Raw genomic sequence first — 14,392 nt, forward strand, 5'->3', positions numbered from 1 at the left:
CTGCTGGGTCCAGCCGCCGCGGTGACGTCCCTGCGACACGATCGGCACATGTTTTCCCGCACAACTCTCCCTCCACTGTGTATGGTTAACCGAGTTCACACCTCAACGGGCAACGTCAATGGTTAACAAGAGGGGGGTCAGGTGTCCCATCACCTGCGCACGACCAGCCGCCGTACCCGGCGCACCCGCAGCACCGCCATCGCCGCCGTGCTCGCCGCGGGGCTGACGACCGTCCTGCCGGCCACGGCTCACGCCGCCGAGGCGACCGAGATCCTCATACCCGCGCCCGACGCCTACGGCGACGGCACCGAGACGGTGCTGGCGACCGGCAGCCAGGGCGTACTGCACCACGAGGGCGGCGGTTACCTCTGGACCACCACGTACAACCGCACCACCAAGCCCGTCCCGGCCCTCGACGGCGTCCCGCAGACCGCCATCGTGCGCGGCCACGACGAGTACAACCGCGCCGTCTACACCCGACCGCGCGAGGACGGCGGCACGGACGTCGTCCGGGTCGGCATCGAGGACCCGCGCTTCACCCACACCACCACCGTGCCCGCCGGATACCTCAACCCGCGCGTCGCCAACGGCTGGGTGCTGGCCACCGTCGACCAGGGCGACGGGACGTACCAACTGCGCGTGGCGCGCGGTGGCGACCCGGCGAGCGACCCCGTCGTGCAACTGCCCGCCGGAGCCACCACCGGCGCCGAACCGCAGCTGCTCGGCGCCTACTACAACCAGCTCGTCATCGGCTACCGCACAGCTGACGGCACCCCGGCCTACGGCATCCTCACCGCGTACAACGGCAGGGTCGTCCCGCTGCCGGTGACCGGCGAGGCGAGCAGCTTCCGCATCACCCAGACCACCGTCAGCTGGTTCTCCCGCACCGGGCAGCCGGGCGTGCGGGTCATGCCGCTGGGCAGCACGGCCGCCCCGCGCGTCGTGCCGCTCGCCACACGGTCCGCCGACAGCGTGGTCACCACGTACGTAATCGGCGACAACGTGCTCTGGTACGAGGGCGACGGCGGCCCGCTGCGTCTGACCCCCTTCGCCGGGGCGGAGACCGAGCGGACCCTGCTCGGCGACGTCGAGCAGGCGTTCCTGCGTGCCGAGGGAACCGGTTCGCTGGTCGCGCTCGGCAAGGACTCCGACGGGAAGCGCGCCGTGCACCACTTCAGCGTGGACGGCTCGGGACTCGTCTTCGACCTCCCCCTGCGTCAGGTCCCCCGCGCCAAGACGGCGGACGGCTCGATCGGGGCGCTGAGCCTCGACCGGGGGCGCCTGCGGTACGTCAACTCCCTCGCCGGCACGGCGACGTTGCACGGCAAGAACATCGGCGCGGGCCTCGACCCGGCCGACGGCACGGCGCTCGCCGACTTCCCCGGCCTCGCGGCGGGCCGCTTCGCCGACGGCACCGACGAGGGGCTGGCCAGGCTGGTCACCGACCCGGACACGGGTACCGACGTGCTGGTCACCGGTGACGACCCGGCGAAGCCCGCCGACAGCTTCCCGCTGCCGGGGCGGGACGGCCGCATCCTCGACACCGCACCGGAGTTCGTGGTGTACGAGGCGGGCGGACAGCAGTACGTCGTGGACACCGCTCGCGACGCCATCGTCCGGCAGCAGCCGGCCCAGGCGGCCGCACTGGACCAGAGGAAGCTGTTCAAGCCGGCGCTGAACCAGCCCGGCATGGTGAAGGTCATCAACCTGCGCACCGGCAAGCCCACCGGCGCCATCGACCTCGGCTCCTCCTGTGTCCCCGGTGAACTCCAGCACAGCGGCACCCTGCTGTACTGGAGCTGCGCCTCGCAGGACGCGGCGGGCGTACGCGACCTGTCGACCGGCCGCACCTTCTCCGCACCGGCCTCCGGCGTCCTGCTCGGCGACCGCTTCCTGGCCCACCGCGACGCGTCCGGCGCGCTCCGCCTCACGGCCCTGCAGACGGACGGCGGCACGGCCGACCTGGGCACGGTCACCGGTCTGAAGCAGCCCGCGGCCGGTGATGGGCGCGGCACCACCTGGACCCTCGACCCGGGCGCCGGCAAGCTCGCCTGGGTCGGCGCGGACGACACCGTCCACGTCACCGCGCCGCAGCACGCGGTCTCTCCGCTGGGCATCGCCCGCACCGCCGCACCCCGCACGCCCGCCGGCGAGTGGGCTGCCACGTGGTGGCTCTCCAAGCCCGCGGCGTCCTGGCAGGTGACGCTCACCCGTCGCGCGACGGGCGAGACCGTCCGCACCTGGACGGGCGAAGGCGCCCTCAGCGCCGTACGGGTCACCTGGGACGGCACGTCCCAGACGGGCACCCCGGTGGCCACCGGCGGCTACACCTGGCGACTGACCGCCACCCCGGCGGACGGCACGGGCCCGGACGCGACGGCCTCGGGCGTCGTGAAGCGCACCGGCTGACCGCACCGGCTGGGGGCGGCGGCTGAGGGCGCCGGCTGAGCGCGTCGGCGCCTCGCGCCGCCGTGTCGGCGGGATGCCTGACCGGGGGCCTCGGCGGCTACGGCGACCGGCACGGCGACCGCCGCTCCCGGCCGCGTCCCGCCGGCCGCACCGGCACCCGCCGCGCGGGAGGGGGCCGGTGCGGCTGCGCCCGGAGCGGCGGCGGTTCGCCGACGCCGACCCACGCGTGCGAGGGCGCCGGCTGAGGCCGACCGGTCAGAGGCGCTGCTTCCGGGGCAGTGACAGGTAGAGGCGTGTGCCCTGCGGCCGGTAGCCGACGCGCTCGTACACGCGGCGGGAGCCCTCGCCGGAGTACTCCAGCCAGACCGAACCGACCCCCCGGGCGAACATCGCCGCCGTCACCGCCGCGGTCACCGCGCCGGCGACACCGCGGCCCCGGTGGGCCGGGCGGGTCCCCACACCGGACAGTTCGGCGGTGTCCTCGGCCGGCGGGGAGCAGGAGGCCGCACCGGCGCAGCCGCCTTCCGGGGCCCGGACGAAGCGCACCGCCCCGCCGCCCTGCTGGGTGCGCCGCAGCCGGGCCGCGCCCTCCGCGGAGGGCGCGAAGACGCCGCCGAACGCCTCGGCGAGTGCGGCATCGAGTGCGGCGTACTCCTCGTCGGACGCCGGGGTCTCCACGCCCGGGGGGAGCCTCAGTCCGGAGGGGGTGCAGACGAGGTACTCGTGCACCGCCTCGGTCTCGAAGCCTGCCGAGCGCAGAGCCGGCGCGACACCGGGCGCCGCCTCCGGCGCGAACTCCAGCCGCGGCATCAGCCCCCGCTCCCGGAACGCCGCGACCAGCGCCGCGACGTCCTGTTCGGTCGGCTCGGCTCCGGGCAGCGGCGTCGCGTAGTTGAGGTAGGGGCTGGCCGTGTCGGGGTCGAAGCCCACGACGAAGCCGCCGGTTTCGACGACGACGGGACGGCGGCGCAGGTTGGCCACGGCGAAGTTCTGGACCTGTGTGTCCACGGTGGGTTTTTCCTCACGGGATCTCAGGATGAGCCCTGGACGAACCGATGAGTCCGGGGCAGGAACGAGTGGGGTGCGCCGGGCACCGCATCGTGGGCCGCCGTACGGGATCGCGCGGGCGGACCGAGCCGACCGACCGCTGGGGAGCGGGCCGCTCAGTGCCGACGGCGGCCGCTGGGGGACGCCGACATCATTGGCTTTCGTTCCTCACCGTGAGTTCATGAGTTCGTCTGCACAGTCGCAGAACACGGTCACTGTGCCATCGAGCGGCGGGGGCGGGCAACGGGTTTTCCCGGCCGTACCTCATGGTCAGCGGCGACGGTCAGGCTTCCCGCCGACGGATCATCCCGTCTCCGAGCGGGGCAGCGCATCTGACCGGTCGCGGATGCAGCGATGAGTTTTCGTGCTCCGGAGAGTCTCAGCACCGTTGTCGACAACACAGGAGGAGCACGTGGCTCAGCTGCTGAGAGTCCAGAACTTCAACGTCTCGAGTGACGGGATCGGTGCCGGTGAGGATCAGAGCCTTGAGCGGCCGTTCGGCCACGGCGTCGACCCGGCGAGGCTGTTCGCGTGGGCCGGTGCTACGGCGAGCTGGCCCATGCGCACGGATCCCGGGGGGAGCCGGGGGCTCGACGACTACTTCACGCGGGACTACAGGCGCAACATCGGTGCCGAGATCATGGGCCGCAACAAGTTCGGGCCTCAGCGCGGGCCCTGGAGCGACCACGAGTGGCTCGGTTGGTGGGGTGACGAGCCGCCGTTCCGCACCCCGGTATTCGTCATGACGCACCACGAGCGTCCGTCGTTCACGCTGTCCGACACCACGTTCCATTTCGTGGGCGGTGAGCCGGCCACGGTCCTCGAGCAGGCGCGGGAGGCGGCGCAGGGCAAGGACGTCCGACTGGGCGGCGGGGTCACCACCATCCGACAGTTCCTCGACGCCGATCTCGTCGACACGATGCATGTGGCGGTCTCACCGGTGAAGCTCGGGTCCGGACTACGACTCTGGGAGTCACCCGATGAGCTGCTCGACCGGTTCCACCTGGAGGTCGTACCCAGCCCGAGCGGCGTGACGCACCACCTGTTCTGGCGGAAGTGACCGGACCTCAGGGCAGCCCCGGGCGAACTGTTTTCCCCCGGGACTGCCCTGAGCCGTCGAGTCCGCCTCGGGCGGTCAGCCGGCCTGGGCGGGTTCCCCGGCTCGGCCCGCGTGAGGCGAGCCGGAAGCAGTCGGTGCCGCTCCCGGTGATCGCGCCCGTTGAACGTCAGGCGGCTGACGATGGCCGCGCAGAGGCGCGGATCGGTCAGCGTCTTCGTGCACCCACCGAACGACTCGTCGGAGGCGATGGTGACACTCTTCTCCTCGCGCTCGGTCGGAACCGGGACATCAGCCGGCGGGGCGCACGGCCACCGCGTCGATCTCGAAGAGCATTCCCGGCAGGGCGAGCGCGGCCACCCCGCTCAGGGTCTGCGCCGGCAGGCGCTCACCGAAGGCGGCGTGGAGTGCCTTGCCGAGGACCTCCAGCTTGCCGAGGTCGTGGTCGACGATGTACGAGCCGAGCCGCACCACGTGCTCGAAACCGAGCCCGACGCCTTCGAGCGCGTGCCGCAGGTTCGTGAGCGAGAGCTCGACCTGCGCGGCGAAGTCGCCGGGCACCGGCGCTCCGGTCTCGGCGTGGGAGGCGTACTGCCCGGCGATGAAGACGAGTTCGCCGGGTGCGGACACCGCGTGGCTGTAGCCGAACGGGGCGGGGTCGTGCAGGGTGTCGGGGTTGGTGATGGTGCGCTGATCGGTGGTCACTGCGGAGTGTTCCCTTCGGGGGAGGTGGCCGTCCGCCGGGCAGGCGACCGAGGTGGACGCGGTGCCGCACGGAGCACCGCGGTGAGGTCGTACGCCGCGACGAGAACCGGTCGGCGGAGGCGCCGGGCCGCGGCCTTGAGGGGGTGAGGCCCGTGACGTACACGCGCGGTGCGCCACGACACCGCCACCACCGCGATCACCCCCACGCCCGTGTGAACGCGCCGCGCAGGCCGCCCATTCCGCCGTGACGGCCGCGACCGCCGTTGACCGCAGTGAAGGCCGTGACCGCCGTGGCCACGCGACCGCGCGGCCCGCAGGCCGTCCCCCTCCCGCCGGTTGCCGGTCGCCGCCCCGGCGCGACCGGGTGACGGCACGGCATACGATGCAGACATACGATCCAGCCATGACGAGCACCCCCAAGCACTGGACCGTGCGCCACTTCTCCCAGGCCAACCCCGAAGGCCCGGGCTGCGACAGCGCCCCGGCGCTCCTGCGGCGACTGGCCGATTCCATCGAGGCGTTGGGTCCTGTCGAGGTGCAGGACATGGTCTTCGACGCCGAGATGACCGAGTACGGCCCGTGGCGGTCGGGGACCGTCTACTTCCACCTGCCCGAGGACGACTGAGTCCGGCCCGGCGGCTGCCGGCCGCCGCAGCGGTGCTCGCGGTGCCCTGCCGCATCGCCTCCGGCGGTCAGGACACACCGCCGCTCCGGTCCCGCAGCCGTTCGGCGAACGCCCGCGCGGCGGCGAGATCCTCGCCGTTCGGCCGCTGCTTGTTGATCCCGCCGACGAGCTTGAACGGTGTCCAGGTGTCGAACGCCCGGCACGAGAAGCTCCCGTCCACCTCGAAGCCCTTCCCTTCGAGAAGCCGGACCAGGGGGCGGGTGAAGGGCGCGAGCGGCAGCTCGGGCAGCCCACTGGTGGCGAACACGAACGCCCGGCCCCGCCCCGGGGGAAGGGCCCGGGCGACGTCGGTCAGACGCGGGTGGAGCCTGCTGTGGAAGACGCCCGACCCGAATCCCACGAGGTCGGCGCCGGCCAGTTCCCCCGGGTCGGCTTCCTCGGGGGCGATGACCTGCGCGCCCAGCACCTGGGCCATGGCGTCGGCGACGCGCCGCGTATTGCCGTGCGACACGGAGGCGCACACGATGACGGCCTTCATCCTGACGGTCCCTTCTCTCGCTTCCGTGGTGAGGACCGCGCGGGGACGCCGGATGTGACACCGCCCCGGTGCGGCCGTAGCCGCAAGGCGGTCGCGAGTACGGGACCGACGGCGGAAATCACTGGCGCCCCATCCGCAACCGACGTCCCGGCACACGCGTCGCATCACACATGGGACGCGAATGGCTCTTCTCCCTCATCCCCCTGGCGATCGGCACGGTCTTCCTCTGCTTCGGCGTGTACGGCCTGCGCCGCGCCCGCGCGCTGCGCCGCACGGGTGTCTCCGCCGAGGCCTGGATCGTCCGCCACGAGGCGAGGCGGGACGACGAAGGGGCCACGTTCCACCACCCGGTCGCGGCGTGGACGGCCCAGGACGGGCGCGCGTGCGAGTACCCCTCCCGGTTCGGCCGGGGCCGCGTCGGCAACGGCTTCGGTGTGGGGGCGCACGTCATGGTCCGCTACGACCCGGCAGCCCCGCAGCGGTTCGCGATCGAGGGCTGGGACGTGAAGACGGTCGACCTGCTCTTCACCGTGCTGGGGGCGGTGTTCACCGTGGGAACGGTGCTGGTGCTGCTCGTCCGGCTGCTCACCCTCTGACCGCGCCGGGCCCGCGGCTGCCCTGCCGCCGCAACGCCTCCGCACCGGCTCGTCCAGGCGGCGCCGGACGGCCGTACGCCGACGGAGTCCGCTCCGGGCGGAGGCCGGCGAGCACCGCTCACCCGGCGTCGAGGATGCCCAGCTCGGTGTCGGGCCGGCAGACCGCGCAGGCCCTCACCTGCTCGGCGAGCGCTCGCCGCGCCGCGTCCGCGGAGGCGCTGGTCGCGGCCCTGCCCGCGAGCTTGCAGGTGCCGAGGTGGACCTGGACGGGGCTCCGTGAGTGGTCGACGCTGCGCTGGATCCGGAAGGGGGGCGGAGGCGGCGGAGCGGTCCGCTCCTGAATGGCCCGCCGACGCGCCAGGGCGGCGCGCTCCGCCCGTACGTACAGCAGCTGCACGGTCAGGTAGGCCTCGATGGCGGCGAGCCGTTCGTCGTCGGGCGGATAGGGGGAGGGCAAAGCGTCGGACATGTCCCGGTCCTGTCGGACGTCGATGCGGACGGAAGGCGGTTTCCGGCGGTTTCCACAGGTTTCCTGCGGTCTCAGGCGGCTTCGGTGATGTCGAGCGCCGGCGCGGGGGCCGGCTTGGTCACCTGCTTCAGCTCGGTGCGGGTCGGTACGCGCCGTCCGGCCTCGACGGTGCTCCAGAAGGGGTGGGTGGTGATACGGACGGACAGGTCGGTGCACTCGCTGCGCAGCCGCTCGACCGCGTCCTGCTGGTCCCGGGTCCAGCCGGGGCTGGGTGCGCGGCCGCCGGTGACCTCGCCGGTGTACGGGTGGCGGGTGCCGGGCCAACCGGGCGCGGGCTCGACGCTCCACGGCAGTGCCCGCAGCAGTGCGGCCAGCTCGGAGGTCGCCCGGTGGAGGCGGCTCTGCGCGGCACGCAGGTCATCGGGGAATGCGGTTCCAGCCATGGCCAGAATCATACGCCTGTTCGATTCGTTTGATTCGTTCGGATCGACGGCGGTACTCCCTCACGCGCGGTGATCGCGTGTCGGTGGTGCCGGCCGCCCCCTGCTGCCGCGGATGTCCCGTGGCGGGGGGTCAGTCGCTGCTCCCGAAGATCCGGTCCAGGTGCGCGTCCAGCCGCTCCAGGGCCTCCTCGCTCGTGTGCACCCCGAGCAGTGTGTAAGCCGTCAGGCCGTCGACCAGGCTGATCAGCAGCATGGCCTCGGTCCGCGGGTCGAGCGCCCGTCCGCCCGCCAGCTCCCCCCGCTCCCGGGCGTTGCGCAGGAGCTCCGTGAAGAGGCCCGCCAGCTGCGGGATCCCTTCCCGGGCCTCCCCCCGCAGGCGCTCGTCGTGGATCGCGCGCGCGAAGTACGCCGCGCCCACCAGCGCGCCCACCCTGCTCTTCTCGTCGAGCGGCAGCATGCCCACCAGGCACTCGCGCAGGACGGCCCGCGGCGGCGGCTCCTGTCCCGGGGTCGCCGGGAGGGCTCCGATGCGTTCGCGGATCCGCTGTTCGGCCAGGGCGTTGATGTGGCGCAGGGCGAAGAGCAGCATCTCGTCCTTGGTGCGGAAGTAGTGCTGCAGCCTGCCCAGGGAGATGTCCGCCTCGGCTGCCACGTCGCGCAGGCTCACGCCGTCCAGGCCGCGCGTACTCGCGATGCGCAGGAGTGCCTCGGCGATCTCCAGGCGTCTGGCCTCGTGGTCCACCTTCTTGGGCACCGTACGACCTCACTCTCCCGTGCGGCGGGCGGGAGCCGGCCGCTTTTGCAAGTCACTTGTACCGTTGTAGCCTATCGGCATCCAATACAACTGACTTGGAAAGCGGTCGATCCATGTCCTCTCCTCCCGTTCCCCGCCTGCGGCCGCCCCGTCACCGGGTCGCTCCGCAGGCCCGCCGCTGGTGGACCGTCCAGGCATTCCTGCTGGTGAGCGGGCCGATGCTGCTGACCACGCTCACGCTCGGCCTGCTCTCGGTGCTCTTCTTCGCCGGCGCGCTGCCCTGGCTCGCCCCGCTCCTGCTGATCACCCTCGTCGCACCCGCGCTCGGCTACCTGCTCCTCATGCCACGCCGCCGGTACGCGGCCCACACCTGGGAGCTCGGCACGTACGCCGTCTACGCAGCCGGCGGCTGGATATGGCAGTGGCGCCGGATCGCCCGGCTGTCCCAGGTGCAGACGGTCGACACGGTCCGCGGGCCGATCCAGCGCCGGTACGGCCTGGCGACGCTGACCGTCACCACCGCCTCGACCGCCGGCGACATCAAGATCGCGGGTCTGACCGAGGCCGACGCCGAGGAGCTGTCACGGCTCATCGGCCGAGCCGCCCACGAAGGCCGAGCCGCCCGCGAGGGCGGCGGCACCCACGAAGGCCGCGGCACCCGCGACGGCCGTACCGCCCCGGCTGCCGCTGCCGCCTCGTCCGCCACTGCCGGCCCGGCTGCCGCTGTCGGCGGTCCGCGGCGCGACGGCGGCTCCCAGGAGGGCGCCGCGTGAGCCACCGCGCCGACGCCTGGCGGCGGCCCGCCGCCCGCACCGGATCAAGTGAGGAGACCGGACGCGGGGCGATCGCACCATGGGGCGCGTCAGCACGATGAGGACGGACGAACGCAGGAGCCGGGTCCGCGAGGCACGCCGCCGGCTCGCGCAGGAGGGGCCCCCGCGGACGCGGGACCGCCAGGCGGACTTCAAGACAATCACGGTGCCCGGGCGCGATGGCGACCGCCTACTGGACGCCGTCCGTGCGCACCGCGGTGCGCTACTACGAGCGGAACCTGGGGTGGACGGTGATCCCGGACGCCTTCCCCGGCGATCCCGTGACGACGGTCGGCACCGCTGCCGGTCCCGCTACCGAGCCGGTGAGGCGCTGCAAGGCCCTCCGCTTGCCCGATCCGCCGTTCGAGCCGCCCTTCGAGGCGTTCCAGGCGTTCCGACTCGTCCCCGGACGACCGGCCGGGGACCGGGCGATGCGCGGCACGGGCGACCGCCGTCTCTCAGTGCCCGGTCGGCGGCTGGAAGCAACCCGTCTCCAGGTAGGGACCGTTGACCGACACCTCGTAGTTGCTCCGCTGCACGAACGCGGTGACGCAGGCGTCGTCCCGGACGCGCAGACCCACCCGCGCACCCTCGGGCCGGACGTACCGGCCGTTCACGTAGCGCGGGCTCATCGGCTCGACACGCAGGATCCCGCCGAGCCGGTTCCCCCGGGCGTCGAAGCGCTCCTCCTCGTACCCGAGCTCGAGCATCGCGGCGCGGACCGACTTCGGGTCCCACGTCCGCTGCTGCCACAGCCTCTTGAACACCGGCTCGATGCGGTCGGCCTCCCGCCGGGCGTCCTCGGCGCCGGCGGCGGACATGTCGCCGGGGATACGGAAGCCGTTGTTCTCGCGGTAGTGCGGGGCGCCGTCACCGGCCCCCGGCTCCGCGTACGGGGACCTCACCGAGGGACTCGGGCCGGTGTCCCGCCCGCCGGTCGCGGTCCCGTCGGACGTGCGCCCGTCGGCTGTCGTCCCGTCGGTGGCGGTCCCGCCGGTCGTGGCCCCGTCGGTCACCGTCCCGCCCGCCGTGCCCGCCTCCCCCGTCGTCACGCGCTCCGTGCCGCAGGCGCCGAGGGCCAACGCCGCGAGGGCGACCGCAGCCGCCAGGGCGGCAGGCCTGCCCCGGTGGCCGGAGCCGTGCCGTGCGGCTGCCCCTGACGTGCCGTGTCCCATGCGTTCCTCCGCACCTCTGCGCCCCGTACCGAAGTCAGGCTCACGGTAGGAGCCGTGACGTCCCCGGGCATGAGTACGCGTACTCACCTCCCGGCCCGACAGGCCGCCCGCGGCAGGCGCGTGCGGTGCGCGCCGAACGGCGCGTGTTCGGGCGGGGATGCGCGACGGATGGCGGGTGAACCCCCGGGCGACGGCGGTGAGGATGGTCGTCATGGATCCCGAACTCGAAGCGTTCATACCGTTCCTCCCCAAGCCCGACCTGGCCGATCCGGTCGCCGCGCGCAAGAACTTCGCGGAGCGTGCCGCCGCGGTTCCGGCGCCGGACACCACGGGCCTGGAGACCGAGGACCGCACGGTGGCCGCCGATCCGGACGTGGCGGTGCGGATTCACCGCCCGCACCAGGCACGGGGCGCCATCGTCTGGCTGCACGGCGGCGGATTCGTCTTCGGCGACCTGGACACCGAGTACCCGTGGGCCACCCGGCTCGCCCTCGGCTCCGGTGCCGTGGTGATCTCGGTGGACTACCGGCGGTCGCCCGAGCACCCGTTCCCGGCGGCTTTCGACGACGCCTGCGCCGTACTGAAGTGGACCGCCGAGCACGCGGCCGACCTCGGCATCGACCCGGAGCGGATCGCGGTCGGCGGCCACAGCGCCGGCGCGGGCCTTGCGGCCGCGGTGTCGCTGCGGGCGCGCGACGAGCAGGGGCCGCCGATCCGCTTCCAGCTGCTCAACCAGCCCGGGCTCGACGACCGGCAGGAGACGTGGTCGCAGTGCACCTTCACCGACACGCCCTGGCACGATCGCGACACGCTCACCGCGGTGTGGCGGTACTACCTGGGCTCCCGGCCCGCCACACCGTACGCCGCCCCGGCCCGGGCCACCGACCTGTCCGGCCTGCCACCGGCCTACATCGCGACCGCGGAGTTCGACCCGGTCCGCGACGAAGGCATCGAGTACGCACTGCGCCTGCTGCGGGCCGGCGTTCCGGTCGAGCTCCACCAGTGGCCCGGAACCTTCCACGGTTCACAGGCGATCCTGTCCGCCGAGGTCTCGCAGCGGCAGATCGCCGAGCTCGCCGCAGTGCTGCGCCGCGCGCTGGCCGCGTGAGCCGGGGACACCGAACAGCACGGGGAGAGTCCCCGTCGCGCTCATCGATCACGAGAGGACGAACGTCATGAAGATCCGCACGGTGCTCTGTGCGAGCGTGGCCGCGCTCAGTGTGTGCGCGGGCACGACGGCGGCGGCTCCCGCGCCCGAACGGACCGGGACCGACCCGGTCGTCGGCAGCGCGGGCCCGTCGGCCGGCCTGGATCCCGCCGCGCTGGAGTCCGCCTTGGACGGTGTCCACCACGCGGGGGTGCCCGGGGTATTCGCCGAGGTGCGCGACGGCGGCACGTCGTGGCGCGGCGCCGCGGGGGTCGCCGACGTCGGCACCGGTCGACCCGTCAGGCCGGACATGCGGCAGCGCATCGGCAGTGTCACCAAGACCTTCACCGCCGCCGCGGTCATGCAGCAGGTCGAGCAGGGCCGCATCGAGCTCGATGCGCCGATCGGCCGCTATCTGCCGCGGCTGGTGCCGGGGGAGCGGGGGCGGAAGATCACGGTCCGGATGCTGCTCAACCACACCAGCGGGCTTCCCGATTACCTCCCCTACGCCTTCCCGTCCCTGCAGGGGTTCCCCTCCGAGCCGGACGTCTCGCCCCGGAGCCTGGACGACAACCGGTTCCGGCGGTTCCGCCCGGCCGAGCTGGTCGAGATGGGCCTGGCGGCCCCTCCCGCCGGCGAGCCCGGCGGCCCCACGGGCGTGTACTCCAACACCAACTACCTGCTCCTCGGCCTGCTCCTGGAACGGGTGACCGGTACGACGGCCGAGGAGTACATCACCCGCAACGTCATCCAGCGCGCCGGCCTCCGGCACACCTCGTTCCCGACCGGGCCGCGCATCAGGGGCCCGCACCCGAAGATGTACGAGGCGCTCCACGGCTTGGTCTCCCCGCCGCGTGACTACAGCGTCTACGACCCGTCCTGGACGTGGACGGGGGCCGCCCTGGTGTCGACCATGGAGGATCTCAACCGCTTCTACGGCATGCTGCTCGACGGCAGGATCGTCGACCGGTCGTCGCTGGAGCAGATGCAGCGCACCCTGCCCGTCCGCGCCCTGGACGGATCGACGATCGAGTACGGCCTCGGCCTGCACAAGGTCGACCTCGGCGAGTGCGGCACCTTCTGGGGCCATGACGGATCGGTCTGGGGAGCGGGAACGGTGTCCCTGACCCGTGCCGACGGCGAGCGCCGCATGTCCGTCGCCGTCAACCTCCAGAGGTGGAACCGGATGGACTCCTCGGGAACGCCGCAGCACCACCCCATCGACGACGCGCTGCTGACGCTGCTCGGGCAGGCGATGTGCGATGACGGTGACGCCCGGGCGGAGCAGGCCGCGAAGGCCCGCGTGGCCGTGCCGTAACCGGATGGCCGTGCCCGGGTCGTCCCCGGGCTCAGCCTCCGTGGTCCGTGCGCGCGGACAGCCCGCGGCCGAGGCACTCGGCGAGCCGGGCGGCGATGGTTCCTCCGGGGTCGAGGCGGGGGTTGAAGATGGTGACGTCGAGACCGACGGCTCGCTCGTCCGCCAGCGCCGTCCGCAGCACACGCTCCAGCTCCGGCCACGACAGCCCGCCGGGCAGGCGGTAGTCGACGGCCGGCATGAGGGCGTCGTCCAGGACGTCGACGTCCAGGTGGACCCAGAACCCGGCGCTCCCGCCGGCGGTGAGAAGGCCGACCGCCCGGTGCGCCGCCGCAGCGGCGCCGGCCGCGCGCACGCCGTCGAGGTCGATCGCGTGCAGGCGAGGCGGGAGCGGCTGCATCCCGGCCTCGGCGGACTCGGCGGTGTCACGGAAGCCGAAGGCGACGACGTCCTCGTCCCGGAGCAGGGGCCCACGGCCTTCGAGGTCGGCGAGCATCCGCGGGCCCCGGCCCGTGGCCAGGGCGAGTTCCATCGAGGCCGCCTCCCCGGCCGGTTCCGCCGACGGCTGGTAGAAGTCGGTGTGGCCGTCGAGGAACAGCAGGCCGTAGCGTCCCCGGCGCTTCAGGGCGAGGAGGTTGCCGAGCAGGATGGTGCAGTCGCCGCCGAGGACCACGGGGAAGCCGCCGCGGTCCAGGACACCGCCGACCACGTCGGCCAGGCGGGCGGAGCAGCGCGCGATGCCGGCCGGGTTGAGGATCCCGGTGGCCTCGTCCCGCTCCGGGTCGTACGCCGGCGCTGCGACCCGGCCGGCCCGCACCGCCCCCAGACGGTCCTGCAGCCCCGCCGCGAACAGAGCCGCCGGCAGATCCTGGACACCGGACGGACGCAACCCGAGTACGGACGGCGCCTCGATGATCATCAGCTCCTGCACGTCCGACTCCTTCGCCGGCGGTCGGTCGGGTGAACCGACGGGCTCTCCGACACCCCGCCCCGGTGCATGGTCCCCCGGAGCGGACGGTACGGCGAGCCGACCCGTCGACCCGGGCGACCCGGCGGCTCCGGCGGCCCCGGCAGCCCGGCGGCCCCGTAGGCCGCGGAGCCCGCGTCCGAGCCCCGACGCGCACCCGTGTCCGTCGGTGCCCGCGGTCGCCACCGAGCGGTGCGGCACCCACCGAGCGGCAACCCCCTTCCGAACCCCCCGCTGACACAACCTGCGCCCGGCGCCGGCTCGGCCACCCCGCCGAGCATGTCATCCGATGAGATGATCAGTCATGCGAAACCGCTACATCGGGACTTACTG

Annotated in this window: 15 protein-coding genes and 1 pseudogene; 7 read left to right on the forward strand and 9 right to left on the reverse strand. The window is 73.4% G+C overall.

Annotated elements, in window-relative coordinates; translation table 11 throughout:
• The first annotated feature begins 141 nt into the window (after window positions 1-141).
• Window positions 142-2,409: a FlgD immunoglobulin-like domain containing protein gene (locus ACIA79_RS21375; protein WP_399429919.1), complete on the forward strand. Its 2,268-nt coding sequence runs from the start codon at window positions 142-144 to the stop codon at window positions 2,407-2,409.
• A gap of 255 nt (window positions 2,410-2,664) precedes the next feature.
• On the opposite strand, the gene ACIA79_RS21380 is transcribed toward ACIA79_RS21375, so the two are convergent.
• The gene (locus ACIA79_RS21380; RefSeq protein WP_399429920.1) at window positions 2,665-3,417 is read right to left on the reverse strand and encodes a GNAT family N-acetyltransferase; all 753 of its coding nucleotides are present in this window, start codon (window positions 3,415-3,417) and stop codon (window positions 2,665-2,667) included.
• 451 nt (window positions 3,418-3,868) lie between these two features.
• Between ACIA79_RS21380 and ACIA79_RS21385 the strand changes: the two genes are divergently transcribed.
• Entirely contained in the window at window positions 3,869-4,516 is a 648-nt protein-coding gene (locus ACIA79_RS21385) for a dihydrofolate reductase family protein (RefSeq protein WP_399429921.1), read from the forward strand.
• A gap of 112 nt (window positions 4,517-4,628) precedes the next feature.
• Here the strand turns inward: ACIA79_RS21385 and ACIA79_RS21390 are convergent.
• Window positions 4,629-4,797: pseudogene (locus ACIA79_RS21390) on the reverse strand (AAA family ATPase); the annotation flags it as partial.
• A 7-nt stretch (window positions 4,798-4,804) separates the two neighbouring features.
• A complete protein-coding gene (locus ACIA79_RS21395) occupies window positions 4,805-5,218 on the reverse strand; it encodes a RidA family protein (RefSeq protein WP_399429922.1) in 414 nt (137 codons plus the stop codon).
• Window positions 5,219-5,621: 403 nt separating this feature from the next.
• On the opposite strand from ACIA79_RS21395, the gene ACIA79_RS21400 reads away from it, so the two are divergent.
• On the forward strand, window positions 5,622-5,843 hold the full coding sequence (locus ACIA79_RS21400) for a hypothetical protein (RefSeq protein ID WP_399429923.1): 222 nt from the start codon (window positions 5,622-5,624) through the stop codon (window positions 5,841-5,843).
• Between the two features lie 67 nt (window positions 5,844-5,910).
• On the opposite strand, the gene ACIA79_RS21405 is transcribed toward ACIA79_RS21400, so the two are convergent.
• Complete coding sequence (locus ACIA79_RS21405) at window positions 5,911-6,381, reverse strand: flavodoxin family protein (RefSeq protein ID WP_399429924.1); 471 nt, start codon at window positions 6,379-6,381, stop codon at window positions 5,911-5,913.
• 170 nt (window positions 6,382-6,551) lie between these two features.
• On the opposite strand from ACIA79_RS21405, the gene ACIA79_RS21410 reads away from it, so the two are divergent.
• On the forward strand, window positions 6,552-6,977 hold the full coding sequence (locus ACIA79_RS21410) for a DUF3592 domain-containing protein (protein ID WP_399429925.1): 426 nt from the start codon (window positions 6,552-6,554) through the stop codon (window positions 6,975-6,977).
• A gap of 118 nt (window positions 6,978-7,095) precedes the next feature.
• Here ACIA79_RS21410 and ACIA79_RS21415 read toward each other — a convergent pair whose 3' ends face one another.
• From ACIA79_RS21415 to ACIA79_RS21425, 3 genes are all read right to left on the reverse strand, one after another.
• Window positions 7,096-7,446, reverse strand: a complete 351-nt coding sequence (locus tag ACIA79_RS21415; RefSeq protein WP_399429926.1) for a DUF6233 domain-containing protein — start codon at window positions 7,444-7,446, stop codon at window positions 7,096-7,098.
• A 71-nt stretch (window positions 7,447-7,517) separates the two neighbouring features.
• Window positions 7,518-7,889 carry a hypothetical protein gene (locus ACIA79_RS21420; RefSeq protein ID WP_399429927.1) on the reverse strand — a complete coding sequence of 124 codons (372 nt, stop codon included), beginning with the start codon at window positions 7,887-7,889 and terminating at the stop codon, window positions 7,518-7,520.
• A gap of 130 nt (window positions 7,890-8,019) precedes the next feature.
• Window positions 8,020-8,643 carry a TetR/AcrR family transcriptional regulator gene (locus ACIA79_RS21425; RefSeq protein WP_399429928.1) on the reverse strand — a complete coding sequence of 208 codons (624 nt, stop codon included), beginning with the start codon at window positions 8,641-8,643 and terminating at the stop codon, window positions 8,020-8,022.
• Window positions 8,644-8,756: 113 nt separating this feature from the next.
• Here ACIA79_RS21425 and ACIA79_RS21430 point away from each other — a divergent pair, with 113 nt between their 5' ends.
• A complete protein-coding gene (locus tag ACIA79_RS21430) occupies window positions 8,757-9,416 on the forward strand; it encodes a PH domain-containing protein (RefSeq protein ID WP_399429929.1) in 660 nt (219 codons plus the stop codon).
• A 497-nt stretch (window positions 9,417-9,913) separates the two neighbouring features.
• Here the strand turns inward: ACIA79_RS21430 and ACIA79_RS21435 are convergent, their stop codons facing one another.
• On the reverse strand, window positions 9,914-10,630 hold the full coding sequence (locus ACIA79_RS21435) for a hypothetical protein (protein WP_399429930.1): 717 nt from the start codon (window positions 10,628-10,630) through the stop codon (window positions 9,914-9,916).
• A gap of 211 nt (window positions 10,631-10,841) precedes the next feature.
• Between ACIA79_RS21435 and ACIA79_RS21440 the strand changes: the two genes are divergently transcribed.
• Window positions 10,842-11,738, forward strand: coding sequence for an alpha/beta hydrolase (locus ACIA79_RS21440; RefSeq protein WP_399429931.1), 897 nt, complete (start codon window positions 10,842-10,844; stop codon window positions 11,736-11,738).
• Between the two features lie 67 nt (window positions 11,739-11,805).
• Window positions 11,806-13,095 carry a serine hydrolase domain-containing protein gene (locus ACIA79_RS21445; protein WP_399429932.1) on the forward strand — a complete coding sequence of 430 codons (1,290 nt, stop codon included), beginning with the start codon at window positions 11,806-11,808 and terminating at the stop codon, window positions 13,093-13,095.
• Window positions 13,096-13,126: 31 nt separating this feature from the next.
• On the opposite strand, the gene ACIA79_RS21450 is transcribed toward ACIA79_RS21445, so the two are convergent.
• Window positions 13,127-14,023, reverse strand: a complete 897-nt coding sequence (locus tag ACIA79_RS21450) for an arginase family protein (RefSeq protein ID WP_399429933.1) — start codon at window positions 14,021-14,023, stop codon at window positions 13,127-13,129.
• Window positions 14,024-14,392 lie beyond the last annotated feature (369 nt).

Origin of the sequence: Streptomyces sp. NPDC051310 (assembly GCF_044455245.1) — a bacterium.
Lineage (GTDB): Bacteria > Actinomycetota > Actinomycetes > Streptomycetales > Streptomycetaceae > Streptomyces.

Bases quoted from the DNA above. Each gene is read 5' to 3' on its own strand.
- ACIA79_RS21420 (WP_399429927.1), bottom strand. From the start codon at position 7,889: ATGGCTGGAACCGCATTCCCCGATGACCTGCGTGCCGCGCAGAGCCGC.
- ACIA79_RS21430 (WP_399429929.1), top strand. From the start codon at position 8,757: ATGTCCTCTCCTCCCGTTCCCCGCCTGCGGCCGCCCCGTCACCGGGTC.
- ACIA79_RS21440 (WP_399429931.1), top strand. From the start codon at position 10,842: ATGGATCCCGAACTCGAAGCGTTCATACCGTTCCTCCCCAAGCCCGAC.
- ACIA79_RS21415 (WP_399429926.1), bottom strand. From the start codon at position 7,446: ATGTCCGACGCTTTGCCCTCCCCCTATCCGCCCGACGACGAACGGCTC.
- ACIA79_RS21435 (WP_399429930.1), bottom strand. From the start codon at position 10,630: ATGGGACACGGCACGTCAGGGGCAGCCGCACGGCACGGCTCCGGCCAC.
- ACIA79_RS21405 (WP_399429924.1), bottom strand. From the start codon at position 6,381: ATGAAGGCCGTCATCGTGTGCGCCTCCGTGTCGCACGGCAATACGCGG.
- ACIA79_RS21410 (WP_399429925.1), top strand. From the start codon at position 6,552: ATGGGACGCGAATGGCTCTTCTCCCTCATCCCCCTGGCGATCGGCACG.
- ACIA79_RS21445 (WP_399429932.1), top strand. From the start codon at position 11,806: ATGAAGATCCGCACGGTGCTCTGTGCGAGCGTGGCCGCGCTCAGTGTG.
- ACIA79_RS21400 (WP_399429923.1), top strand. From the start codon at position 5,622: ATGACGAGCACCCCCAAGCACTGGACCGTGCGCCACTTCTCCCAGGCC.